Raw genomic sequence first — 12,961 nt, 5'->3', positions numbered from 1 at the left:
TCCTGTCCATCCGGGCGCACTGGCCCGCGCCCGCGCGACAGCCGTGAATGGCCCACGGCCGGCCGGGGCGCAAAGAATTTGCACTTTCCAGATCGCTTTCCTATCACACGCTGGCCGGGATGAGGAGCGATGATGGACAGGGAACACCTGCTGCAGGCGGCCGAGGCGCTCGACGCTGAAAACGCCGACGCCGCGTGGCGCACGCTCTCGGGTTTGCGGGCGTTGTCCGCATCTGCCCCCGAGCGGCGTCTGGCCCTCAGCCTGTGGAAGCGCGCGGTTAATCTGAGCATGGCCAAAGACAGGCTGTCCTCGGCGGACGGGCTTGCGATCCTGCGATTTGTCGCCGACCTCGACAACATCGCGGCGACCGGCAACCATTGGCGTCTCTATGACGACCTCGCCGCCGTCGATCCCGCCATCGACGCGGGCGCGCTTGCCTCGGTCCTCGTCACTGCGCTGGGCGACGTGGTGTCCGACATGCCTCGGGAATTGCGCAACGAGCTTCTGATCCGCTGCTTCATGGCCGGACGTGCCGACCTGCTGAGCGATCTGTGGGAGCATTATTTTCGGACCGCACCGGATTTCGTGCCGGATTTCTGGCTGTTCCAGGCCTTTTACCGATCGCTGCACGAGATGACCGAGGGGGAAGCGGGGGACCGTATCCTCGGGATGTGCCGGGCGGCGGGGCGGGAAACCCTGTTGCCGCTTTTGCGGGTCTATCTTGCGCTGCTGCACCAACGCGAACTTGCCGATGCCTTCGCGGCAGCGCGCGACCTGACCGATCCGATGCAGCGGCGCATGATCGTTCTGTGGCTGCGCGGCAACTCGCATCCGCGCGACATGATCGCCGAGGCCGTGCGCCTGCATGCCGATCTCAGCGGTCCCGACGACCATGACGAACGGGCCTACATGCAGGCGCGGCTGAAGGCCGCCGAGGGCGCGTGGGCGGAGGTGAAGGCCATCACCTCGGGCCTGCCCGCCGATGTGGAATTCCAGGGCGAGGCCCTGTGCCTCGAGGCCCTGGCCGAGGGGCATCTGGGCCATTACGACGCCGCGCATGCCGCGCTGAGACACGTGCGCGCGGGCCGCGACGTGCCGTGGTTCCTGTCGGGGCGCGCGGCCCTTGTCGGCGCGGTCGTGTCGCGGTTGGCGCACGGGGCACCCCCGCCCGATCTGGCCAGCCCCCCCACCCTGTCGGTCGTCGCGGGGCGTCCGCTGGCGCAGTCGCTGTGGATCGGGCCGCGCCTGAGGTGGATCGAGGAGATGTCGATCCGCTCCTATCTGCGAAACGGGTGGCGCTATCAGCTTTTCGTCTACGACATCCCCGAAAACGTGCCCGAGGGGGTCGAGGTGATGGATGCCACGGCCATCCTGCCCCGCAGCACCGTGTTCCGCGAGGGCGCGGGCAGCGGCATGCACCGGGGATCGCTGGGCGCGTTTTCCGACCTGTTTCGCTACGCGCTTCTGTCGCGTCGGGGCGGGCTTTGGACCGATACCGATGTGATCAACCTCGACCGGTTCGAGCCGGATGGCGCGCGCATGATCGCCACCGAATGGACGGATGCGGGCATCATCGGGCCGAACGGCGCGCTCATGGCGGCCCCGGCCGGCTGCGCCTTTCAACGGGCGGCCCTCGACCGCGCCCGCGCGCTTCATGCCGACGCCGACATGCATTTCGCCCGGATCGGCCCCGAGTTGCTGGCCGAGATGATCTGGCAGGGCGACGGGTGCGACTACGATCTCTTGCCGCCCGATTACCTCAACCCCATCGGATGGATGGAAACCGGGCGTCTGCTCGGCCCGTTTGCACACACGGCCGCCGCGCTGATGCAGACACAGGCGCGCTGCCTGCATGTCTATACCGAAACCTGGCGTCTGATCGGCCTCGACCTCGGGGCCGAACCGACCGCGGATGGCAGTTTCCTTGCGACCCTCAATCAGCGGCTGCGCGAGGCCCCGGCCGACCTGTCCGTCCGCGACATACTGAAGGGATGACCCCATGATCATCGGCCATGACGAGATGTTGCGGCGCGCCGGTATCGACGGGCCGGTGGCCTCGCTCGAGGATTTCGTGCGCGGCGGGCGCGCGCCCATTGGGGCGATCACCGCCTCGGGGGCCGATCCCCACCACATGATCGACACCGAGACCGACATCGCCGTGCTCGGGGCGGCCCTGCGCCGCGCCGGGGCGGTCGAGGATCGGTATTGGCAGATCCGCATCGGCGAACGCCTGGTGGCGCTGACCGGCTCTGACCGGGTGGCGTCCGACCTGGTGGCCTGGCTGATCGAGGCCGGCGATTACGCGCGGGCGCGCGACCTGCATGAAAGGATCGCGGGCGATGACGCGCGCCACGCGGATCGCAGGCTCGACCTGCTGCTGGCCGAGCGCGACTTCGACGCGGCGCTGGCCTGCGACGGGGCGTCGGACAGTCCCGCGCGGATCGGCAAGGCGGCGCTCGCCGCCGGCCACTGGGACCTTGCCGCCGAGATGATCGCGGCCGCCTGCGACGCGTCCCCCGACAGCCCCGAGGCCGCAAGCCTGAGCATTCGCCTCGTCGCCCTGCAAGACGGCCCCGAGGCGGCGATCGCAGCCCTGGCCGAGCGCCAGCAGGTTCTGCCCCCCAAAAGCGCAACTGCGCGCCTGCTGCGGTATCGGCTGCAACTCGATTGCGGGCGCTATCTCGAAACCTTTGACGAGCTGCGCGAGCAGATCTCCGAACGCCGGGACGGTTGGGGCCTCTACTGGCTGGCCGAGGAAGCGGCGGCGCAATGCGACAGCCTGCAGGACTTCAGCGAGGTGTTGGACGGCACGCTGGCGCTGTATCCTCTGCAGCGACACCTCATCCGGCAAAAGGCCGGGCTGGCCGCGACCCTTGGCGATTTCGACACGACCGAGGCGCTGTTGCCGGTGATCCGTCTGTTCTCGGAATGGTCATGGCACGAAACACGGGTCATGACGGTGTGCCAGGATGCCGGGCGCGACGTCGTCGAGGATGTGTTGTCGGCCGCGGTGGCGGTCTCGGTGCCCAAAGAGCGCGTGAACCTGACAGTGGCCCATTACTATTACTACTTCAACGGCACGCCCGAAGGTCTTGCCCGGGCGCGCGACCTTGCGGCGCCGGTGGCACGGACCATGCGCGACGACCCGCATGTGCAGAACCTCGAGCTGCGCCTGACCCTCGCCCTTGGTGAACGGGACGCGGCGCAACGGACATTCGAACAGCTGCCGTCGGGCCTTGCGCGGACCGCGCCGCTGGCCCCCTTCGAGGCGCGTTTTGCCGCCGATGCCGGGGACCACGCCCGCGCTGCCGCAATCTGGCGCGATCACCTGACCCGCAGCCGCGCCATGGCGCTGAACGCACGCACAGCCCATCCCGAAACCATCCATCTGAAATGGGCCCCCACCCAGGACGCTGTCCTGCTGTTCATGACGGTCTTCAACGGGATCGAGTTCCTCGACTGGTTCTTCGACCATTACCGTCGCCTTGGGGTGACCCATTTTTTTGTGGTCGACAACGGCTCGACCGACGGTTCTTTCGAGTGGCTGGCGGCGCAGGACGACGTCTCGCTGTTTCGGCAAACCGGCAGTTTTCGGCAATCGGGATGCGGCGTGGCCTGGGTCAATCACCTGATCCGCCGCTTCGGGGTCGGGCATTGGTGTTTCTACGTCGATATCGACGAGGCTTTCGTCTTTCCCGGCGTCGAGCGCGGCCGCACCCTGCGCGATCTGATCGCCTATGCCGATGCAAAGGGCTGGCGCAGCATTCCGGCGATGATGCTGGACATCTACCCGGAGGATCTGGGCACGGACGCCACGCAAAACCCCTTCGAGCGCAGCAAGTACATCGACCGGGATTACCTGTTCTTCGACAACGAGGTGCCGCCCTATCATTTCGTGCAGGGCGGTGTGCGGGCGCGCCTGTCGGGTCGCAGCCTGATGATGACCAAGGCCCCCCTTGTCAAACCGGGGGCCGATTTCTGCTATCTCGCCAACAACCACCAGCACAGCCATGTCCCGGTCGCGCCGCTGTCGGGCGCGCTGTTGCACTACAAGTTCATCGGCGACCTGATGGCGCGGGTGGACGAGGCGATCGAACGCGACGAGCATTTCATGGGCGCACGGTTCTACAAGGCGCTGCAAACACCGTTGCGCGCCGCGCGGGAAAAGGACGTCCTGCTCAGCGCGCATTCCGTGGCCTATGAGGGGCCGGCGCAACTGGTCGAGATGGGCCTGATGTCGGCCCCCGACGATTGGGGCCTGTGGCCCGAAAGGCCCACCTGACCAATTTGATGGATATTCGGCGCCTGCGGGCTGGCCAGTGCACGAATCCCGCGATACGGTCTGGCCCAAGTCATGTCGTGACATGGAGATATTCGATGACCTTTCTCGGACGTGTAGCCCGTCTTGCGCTTTCCATTCTGCCCGTGGCCTCGGTCGCGTCCGCCGGCCAGCCGGTGATGCCCAGCGATTGGGACATCGCCCAGCGCACCGACAGCGTTGCGGCCTATTCCCGCTTCATCCTCGAACACCCCGACAGCCCCCATGTCGAAGAGGCGCAAAGCCGGATCGAAGCCCTGGGTCAGTTGGAAGCGTCGATCACCGCGCGCGTGGCCCCGGCCGTCGATGCCGGTCTTCAGTCGGCCGGCAGCAATGCCCGCCTGATGAACATCTGAGCCACCGCCAAGGCAGGAGAGCAGATATGAACCTTCGGAAGTCCACCGCCGCCGCCCTGACGGCCGCCACGCTGGCCGGCCTCGCCGGTGCTCCTGCCATGGCGCAGCAGAGCGAATTCATCGCCATCGCAACATCGCCGAAAACGACTCGAGCTTCGGGATGCTCAGCTTCCGCCAGGGTCTGGGCGGTTCCCTGTATGACGGGTTCGTGCTGCGCTTCGACGCGGCGCACAGCGCATACGATGCCGGCGCCTCGGACGGCACGCTGACCAATCTCCGCCTGCTGGCCGGTTACGCCATGCCGCTCGACTCGACCGCGCGGCTGACCTTTTTCGGCGGTGTGTCCTATCGCGATCGCTCCTATTCGCCGAACAGCCCCTTCCTTGACGAGGTGGACGAGGCGGGCGTTTTCGTGTCGGTCGAATTCAACTACGACCAGCCGAACGGAAACGAGGGCTTTGCGCTGGCCGAGTATGACTCGGTCGAGGAAACGTTCTACACCAGCGCGTTCTACCTCTTTGGTCTGAATTACGACATCCGCGTCGGCCCGACCGTCAACTACCTCGACGAAGGCGATTATTCCCGCACCGCCGCCGGTCTGCGGGCCGCTTTCGACATCGGCGACTCGGCCGAGATCAGCGTGACCGGCGCATGGGCCGAAGGCGACACGGGCGGCAACACCATCGACTCGTCCTACGCCGAATTGCAGTTCCGCATCACCTTCTGATGCCTGGGACCGCCCCCATCGGGGGGCGGTTTCCTTCTGCGCCGGGCCCCCAAAGGATCGGGACAGGTTGCATGGTCTTTGGTTTTTTGTCGCGCGCGGTCCAAGGGTCGCGCCCCGCTGCCCGACACCGATACCGCCGAAAATGACGACACAGCACTCGAGATCGCGCTCGATCCCGAGCCCAAGGCGGTGGATCGGCCCGATCCGCTGCTCGACGGCGGCTACGAGGTCTTGCGCCGATCGGCTCTGGTCTACTCGAATTTCCGCTCTGGCACGCACATGCTGCGGTCTTCGCTCATCCAGTTGACCGATTTCCAGACCGGCGGCGAGGTCTTTGCGCGGACCAATACGGCGTCCGGCTCCTTTTCGGATTACGTGGCGCAGCCCGAGACCAACACCACAGATCTGCTGCTTGACCCCGAACGCCATCTTCCACTTTTCCTCGCGCATCACATCTCGACGCTCGACGCGGCGAACCCTGTGCTGTTCGACGTCAAGTATTCCCAGGCTGCACGGCTGGGTGTGGATGACATGACCCTCGCGCCGACCGTCCTGAAATTCTTCGTCGCCTTGCATGTGCCCATCCTGCATGTCATCCGCCGAGACGTCGTGGCGCAGGCAATTTCGCATCTTCTGGCCGAACAGCGTGGCCGGTTTCACGCCGAGGCAGACGCGTCCGGCGGGTCGGAAACGCCGACCGCACCCGTCTGGCTGAACCCGTCCGAGGTTTGCGACCTCGCCCAGACCCGGCGCGAGGAACAGCGCCGTGCCCAGGCGCATCTCACCGCGATTTCGGCCGATGTCTGCACGATCTTTTACGAGGATCTGTCCGGCACGACCCTGGTGCCCGAGTTGCGGCGCATCAGCCGGTTTCTCGGGCGCTACACCCGTGTCGATCCCGGCTACAAGCCGCCCACGCGCGCGCAGAACAGCCGCCTGGATGTGGCGAACCGGGTCGAGATCTACGACTTGGCCATGGAGCGCATGCCGGGCCTCGTCCTCTGACGCCCCGCGTCGGCCACGCCTTCGGCATCGGCCCGGGCCAGCCATTCCGACCGGGCATGCAGCAGCGCGGCGTCCTCGTGGAAATATTCCAACGCGCCATCGATCAGGCGCAACGCAATCTGGTGATCCTCGGGGCCAAGGATTTGGTTCAGCGCGGCGAGGACATGCCCGATCGTGATCGAGCTGCGGCTCAGCGCATCGACCAGCAGCAGGTGGCATTGCCCGTCCAGACCGGACACTTTCGCAATGGCGGCGCGCGCCATCAGCGCCGGAACCGGGGTGCGGGCGCGGTGCTCGATCTCGTCCGCGACGGCCTGCGCGGCCGAGAATTTCCGCGAGTAGAGCAAGCTCAGCACAAGCTGAAAGCCGCCGAATACGTCGGACCCCGACAGGCGCAGTGCCCGCCGCCAGGCGATGCGGGACAGACGCAGCGCGCCCGCCTTCTCGCCGGCCGCCCCCAAAATGCACCAGTACCGCGCCGTATGGCCCGCGCCGAAAACACCGCGCATCGTTTCACGCCAGAACACGCCCCGTCGCCCCGCCCCGGCATGGGCGGCCAAGCGGGCCGCGTGCAACCACTCGGCCGCGTGGCCATAGCGTGCAACCAGACCGTCATAGAGGACCGCCGCATCGGCAAAGCGCCCCGCCAGGCTGAGATCCCGCGCGGTCAGCGCGCGATCCAGGTCCTCGGGCGTGAAACGGGCCGTCAGCCGGGCCTCGGGCTGGCGCGTGCCGGCAAGGATGCCATCGACAACCGACGCCAGCTTTCGCGCCTGAGCCCCGTGGATGATAGCCACGTGTGATGTCGCGATCTGGTGGACGGCCATGTCGCCCCCGGTCAGCAGCGCGAATTCTTCGGCGTCGTTCTTGCGGGGGCCGGGAAAGGCCTCGGGGCAATAGATATAGTCGACATCGATCGGGGTGATGCGCAGACGATGTTCCCAGCGCAGGTGGCTTAGCCGTGCCTCGACCGGAATATGGGCATTTTCCTCGAACCTGGGCAGCGTCGGCCCGAGGTTCGAGTTGGGATCGACCAGGATCGTTCGGCCCGGATTGCCCCCCTTGTCCCTCAACAGCCCGGCCAGAACAAAGGCAAGGAACCCCGCAAAGGAATAGCCGACAAGGTGGAGGGGGCGGTCTCCGAATTCAGCAATCAGTTCTTCGGCCATGGCCTCGGCCAGGGATTGCAGGCTGTCCTGCCGCTCGGCATGAGGGTCATCCTCGGGCAGGTTCAGGCCGTAAACGGGCCGCCCGTCGGCGGGCAGAGCGTCGACCATTTCGCGCGCCCAAAGGCACGCGCCCCGCAACCCTGTCACCGCGATCAGGGGGGGCTTTTGCGCCGCGCCCTGGCGCAGGGTCACAAGAAAGCGCCGCCGCGGCCCCGCGCAGGATCGGCTGGCCATGGCCTGCAGCCGGTTCAACGTCGCATCGGCGAAAAACGGTTGATGTCGAGGCGTCGGTCAAAAACCTCTTCTGCGGCCAGCAAAAGCTGCATCGCCGAAAGCGAGTTGCCCCCCGCGACGAAGAAATCCGTGTCCGGCCCGGATGGCGGCGTGCCGAGCGTATCGGTCCAGGCGGCAACGAGGCGTTCGTCGACATGCGACAGATCCGCCGCCCCGGCCGTGGCCGCGGCCGCCGCGCGGCGCGCCTCCAGCGTGTCGCGCAGCGCGGCGCGATCCAGCTTGCCGTTCGGCGTCAGGGGCAGGGTCGCGAAGGCGTGGATCTCGGTGGGGAGGTGAGTGCGCGGCAGACTGCGGGCAAGCTCGAGCCTGAGCGACGTCACATCCAGCGCTTCGCCCGAGACGACGGCGGCGGCCAGCCCCGTGACCCGGCCCCCGTCCTCCGACCACAGCGGCAAAAGCGCGGCGGTCTCGATCCCCGCACACCTCTGGATGGCGTCCTCGATTTCCGCCGGTTCGATGCGATGGCCATTGAACTTGATCTGCCCGTCGACACGACCGTGGAAATGCAGGCAGCCGGCGCTGTCACGACTGACACGGTCGCCCGTCTGATACAGCCGCAGGTCGCCGTGGTCGGGCAGGCCGACTTGGCGCGCGGGAAAGGTTCGGAACCGCTCTGCCGTCAGATCGGGCTGTGCGACATATTCCTTGGCAAGGCCAGCGCCGCCGATCCACAGCTCGCCGACGAACCCGGCGGGCAGGACATGGCCCGCGCGGTCGAGCACCAAGGCAAGGTTGTTGGGCAAGGGCCGCCCCAGCGGCACGGGCCCCGTCCCGCCCGCGGTGATGCGGTGCATGGTCGTCAGCGCGCTGTTTTCGGTCGGCCCGTAGACATTGTAGAGGGGGATCCCGGGATGGTCGCGCAGGAACCTCTCGGCGTGCTCTCGGCTTGCGGCCTCGCCGCCGATGGCGAGCCAGCGCAGGGTTCGGAACACCTCGGGCCGGGTATCGACCAGCAGGTTGAAAAGGCCCGTGGTCACGAAGGCCTTGGTGATTTCGTAACGCTCGAGATGGTCGCCGATGGCCCGCGCATCGCCGAGCGGCCCCTCGGGCGAGACGAGTTCGGCCCCGTTCAGCAACGCGCCCCAGATCTCGATGAACGCCCCGTCGAAACCGGGCGAGGCCAGTTGCGGGACGCGATCGCCGGGTCCCGGCGGGGCGGGCGTCAGCCCGGCGGCCAGCCGCGCGATCCCGCGATGCGGTGTGGCCACCCCCTTGGGGCGCCCGGTCGACCCCGAGGTGAAGACGATGACGGCCGTGCCATCCGGATCGCCGGTCGCATGATCCGGCAGTTGGGCGCCGGGGTCGGTCGCCGTGACGGGCGGCAGGCGCAGGATCGGTCCGATCCCGTCCGTTTGCGCGGCCGCCCCCCCTGCCCCCACGACCCTGCGGCAGCCCGCGATATCGATCATGTCGCGCAAGCGCGCGGGTGGATGCGTCGGATCGAGCGGCACGACGACAAGGCCGGCCAGCACGGCCCCAAGAAGCGCCCGGATATGATCCGCCCCGCGCTCGGCCGACAACCCGACACGCTCGCCCGGCGCAAGACCCTGCTGGCGCAACCAGTCGGAAATGGCCAGCGATTGCGCCGCAAGGTCCCGATAGCTCCAGCACAGATCGGGCGTGCGCAACGCCGGCGCGTCGGGGCTGTGGCGCACCTGCGCCAGAAAGAGGGTCGCAAGATCCACCGCGTCGGGATAACGGGCCGGGGCAGTCGCGTGCCGGGCGAGGTCGGCCCGTTGGGCCCCCTCCGGCACCAGCGGCAGGCGCGTCGGAACAACCGTGGCCGGGGTCTCGGCCGTGATGACATGCACAAGCATCTGCCGATACGCCCCGAGCGCCCGGTCCAGCGCGTCGCGGGAAAACAGACGGCGTTGCCCGTGCAGGCGCAAGCGCAAGCGCCCCGCCTCGCGGTAGATGGCCAGTTGCATGGCCACCGGCACGGGTTTCGCCTCGGGCTCGATCCGCGCCACCCGGCAGCCCGGCAGGTCGAGGGTCGGGGTCGGGTCGCCGTAATAGATCACCGAGGCACCCGCCGGCCCCTCCGACAGGATAGGCGCGGCCCCGAGGGGGATCTCGGCAAGGGCACGACCCACGTCACCGGCCAAATCTGCAAGGCACCGGTCCGCCCCGAGCGAGGCCGTCAACGCGACGTTCTCGACGAACATGCCGATCACATCCATGCTGGCCGCGCCGGACCTGATCGTGCGCGACACCGAGACCGACACGTCGGATTGATCGCAAAGCCGGCCGACGAGAACCTGAAACAGCGCGGCGGTCAGGCCGAAGACGGTGGCGTCACAGGCCCGCGCGGCACGGCCAACGGCGTCGCTCTCCGTCGGGTCGAGCAAGACCTCGACGAAATGGGCCATGGTGTCCAACTGCTCGCTCGGCCCCTCGACCTGGGTCGGCCATACCGGCTCGGCCAGCGGTTGCCGCGCAGAAGGGTCGGCCTCGCGCGGCGGGCGGCCTGCAAGAAACGCGCGGTATTGGCCAGGGTCGGGCAACGCCTGCGGATCGGGCGATGCGCCGACCTCCAGCGCGTAAAGACGCGACAGATCCTCGGCCATGAGGGTGAATGACCTGTGATCCGACATGAGGTGATGGAACAGACCCACCAACACGTAGGCGTCGGGACCGCAGATCAACAGGTGAAACCCCGAGAGCGGGCCCGAGGCGATGTCGAAGCGCCGTTGCGACAGGGCGGTGATGCGGCGCTGAACCCATGCCTCGGTGTCGGGTTCGCCACGGGGGCACAGCTCGGCCTCGACCCCGGACCAAGGCGGCGGCGCGCTGAAATCCGGCATGCCCTGCCCGTCGCGGGACAGAACGCGCAGATGAAAGGCGTCATGGCGCTGCAACAGCCGCCCGATCGCCCGGTCAAGGGCGTCGAGATCGAGCGCGCCGCAGATCCGCCAGGCGCGGACCTGGGTGAACCGCGCGCCCGCCTTGCCAAAGCGTTCGGCCATCCACATCCCGGTCTGGGCCGGGGTCAGTTGCACCGGGCCTTCGGGCGCGGGCGCGACCGCCTGCCGGTCTGCGGCCATGCGCGCCCGCGCGCGCGTCGCCTTTTGCAGCAGATCGTCGCTCATGTGCCCGGCTCGCTGGCAGCGGGCGCATCGTCAAAAACGTCGGCGAGGCGGTGGCGCATCGTCTCGCCATGATGGGTCTCGAGCCACGCGGACAGTCGGGCGACATCGCGTTCGGTCGTCAGCACATCACCCGGCACAAGCACCCCGAGGTCTTCTTCGATGCGCAGTTGAAGGCGCATCAACGACAGCGAGTCGCCCCCCGCGAGGAAGAAATCGTCATGCCGGCCATGGCGCGCGCGTCCGAGGGTTTCCTCGATGATCAGGACAAGGATCGCCTCGAGCGGCGTGCGCGGTGCGGCATAGATCTGGGTGAACTTGTCCTGCAGGCGCAGCGCCGCCTCGATCCGGGCGGGCTTGCCGATACGGTTCAGCGGGATTTCGGACACCGGGAAAACGCTGCGCGGCAGGGCCTCGGCGGGCAGTTTCCGCGCCACGGATTGCAGGATGGCGTCGGGATCGAACGCGGCGGGATCGGCGGGCACCACGGCGGCCAGCACGTCTTGCCCGAGCGAGGGGTGCGGCGCGCCAAAGACGATGGCCGCGGCCACGGCGCCCTCCTCGAGCAGAATGGCTTCGACCATGACGGGCGACACCATGGCCCCGCCCCGGTTGATCAACTCTTTCAGGCGGGCATGAATGCGCAACTCGGCCTTTTCGTTCAACTCGGCCAGATCGCCCGAACGCAGCCAGCCGTCATGAAATGCCTCGGACGGATCGCCGGGATGGACATCGTAGCGGGTGATGACATTGGGGCCGCGCAGCACCAGCTCGCCTTGGACGAAAGGCGCGGTCGTGATCTCGCCCGCCTCGGTCAGGATCGCGATCTCGGTGCCCTGTGCCGGGCCGAGGGGGCCGTGGGTCGGCCCGGGCCCATAGGGCTGATGGGCGACCCAACTGGCGGCCTCGGTCATGCCCATCCCCTCAAGCACCGGACAGCCCAGGTGCCGCTGGAGCGTGTCGCGCGTCACGCTGGCCAGTGCGGCCGAAGAGGAGCGAATGAACCTGAGCGCCACCCCGCGGGCAAGCCCGGCCTCCCGCTCCAGCGCCTGCGCGACGCTGTGATGGATTGTCGGCACGGCGGTGTACCATGTGGCCCCCGCGGCCGCGCAGGCGTCGAGGACCAGCGCGCCATCGCCCCCCATCATGGGGACCGTCGTACCGCCCGACGCGATGGTCGCCAGGGTGCCGATGCAAAGACCATGCACATGAAACAGCGGCATCGGGTTGACGCAGATCTCGCCCGGCGCCAGGGCCAGGGTACGCGCCGCCGATTGCGCCCCCGCGGCCAGATTGGCCTGGGTCAGCTCCACGACCTTCGGGCGCCCCGTGGTGCCGGAGGTCTCAATCACGAGCGCCGGGTCAGCAAGGCCGGCAAGGTCCAGAGCGGGCGGCGCGTCCGAGACGGTCTCGACCTCGATCCGGAATTCGGCGAACTGGCCGGTGGGCATCAGGCGATGAACCGGGCGGTCCAGTTGCGGCAGATCGAGGCCTTCAGGCGCAACAAGCGCCTTGATCGAAAGCCGCTGCAGAAGGTCGGGCAATTGGCCCACCATCGAAGGGTCGATGGGCACAACCGGCAGATGCGCCAGAAGGCCCAGAAAGGCCGAGACGGTCATTGGCCCTCGCGCGGCCCAAAGCGCGACCCGGTCGCCCGCGCCAAGGCCCGCCTGTGCCAGCGTCGCGGCGACCTTGTCCACAAGCCGGCTCAACCCCTGATAGGAAAGCGCCTGTTGACCGTCAGCCGACAGGATCGCGGGCGCATGGGGCGCCGTGCGCGCCCGCGCCTGAATTTGTCGGACAATCAGCGGCGGCTGAGCGACTGTCACGATATCACGCCCTTTCTGGCCGAGCCGTTCTCCGCGAAGCGTATCATCCCCGTGTTTAAGGCGGCAATCGCGGGGTTGGAAGACGGCCACGCGCCGAAACCGCACCACCAGGACGCCGCCGAGCGATTGCGGCCCGATCACGCCGCCCGCCGATGACGCCACGATCCACCGGATCAA

8 protein-coding genes are annotated in these 12,961 nt (G+C 67.9%); 5 read left to right on the top strand and 3 right to left on the bottom strand.

From position 1 onward, the window contains the following. Nucleotides 1-132 precede the first annotated feature (132 nt). From ROSELON_RS17495 to ROSELON_RS10005, 5 genes are all read left to right on the top strand, one after another. Entirely contained in the window at nucleotides 133-1,995 is a 1,863-nt protein-coding gene (locus ROSELON_RS17495) for a glycosyltransferase (protein ID WP_217520152.1), read from the top strand. Nucleotides 1,996-1,999: 4 nt separating this feature from the next. Next, nucleotides 2,000-4,282, top strand: a complete 2,283-nt coding sequence (locus ROSELON_RS10020) for a glycosyltransferase family 2 protein (protein ID WP_025312266.1) — start codon at nucleotides 2,000-2,002, stop codon at nucleotides 4,280-4,282. A gap of 95 nt (nucleotides 4,283-4,377) precedes the next feature. Then, a complete protein-coding gene (locus ROSELON_RS10015) occupies nucleotides 4,378-4,674 on the top strand; it encodes a hypothetical protein (protein WP_025312265.1) in 297 nt (98 codons plus the stop codon). A gap of 160 nt (nucleotides 4,675-4,834) precedes the next feature. Further along, nucleotides 4,835-5,401 (top strand): hypothetical protein, encoded by a 567-nt coding sequence (locus ROSELON_RS10010; RefSeq protein WP_025312264.1) that lies wholly within the window; start codon nucleotides 4,835-4,837, stop codon nucleotides 5,399-5,401. A gap of 78 nt (nucleotides 5,402-5,479) precedes the next feature. Further along, on the top strand, nucleotides 5,480-6,406 hold the full coding sequence (locus tag ROSELON_RS10005) for a Stf0 family sulfotransferase (RefSeq protein WP_025312263.1): 927 nt from the start codon (nucleotides 5,480-5,482) through the stop codon (nucleotides 6,404-6,406). Here ROSELON_RS10005 and ROSELON_RS10000 read toward each other — a convergent pair. Genes ROSELON_RS10000 through ROSELON_RS09990 form a run of 3 tightly spaced genes read right to left on the bottom strand, consistent with a single transcriptional unit; the run spans nucleotide 6,364 to nucleotide 12,961 of the window. Next, entirely contained in the window at nucleotides 6,364-7,809 is a 1,446-nt protein-coding gene (locus tag ROSELON_RS10000) for a thioesterase domain-containing protein (protein WP_156945918.1), read from the bottom strand. The two genes, ROSELON_RS10005 and ROSELON_RS10000, sit on opposite strands and share 43 nt — an antisense overlap. Nucleotides 7,810-7,823: 14 nt before the next feature. Then, the gene (locus ROSELON_RS09995; RefSeq protein WP_025312261.1) at nucleotides 7,824-10,958 is read right to left on the bottom strand and encodes a non-ribosomal peptide synthetase; all 3,135 of its coding nucleotides are present in this window, start codon (nucleotides 10,956-10,958) and stop codon (nucleotides 7,824-7,826) included. After that, nucleotides 10,955-12,961 carry a non-ribosomal peptide synthetase gene (locus ROSELON_RS09990; protein WP_198020746.1) on the bottom strand — a complete coding sequence of 669 codons (2,007 nt, stop codon included), beginning with the start codon at nucleotides 12,959-12,961 and terminating at the stop codon, nucleotides 10,955-10,957. Before ROSELON_RS09990 ends, ROSELON_RS09995 begins: the two co-directional genes overlap by 4 nt.

Source organism: Roseibacterium elongatum DSM 19469, from assembly GCF_000590925.1.
Taxonomy (GTDB): domain Bacteria; phylum Pseudomonadota; class Alphaproteobacteria; order Rhodobacterales; family Rhodobacteraceae; genus Roseibacterium; species Roseibacterium elongatum.
This window is presented reverse-complemented; position numbering and strand designations above follow the sequence as displayed.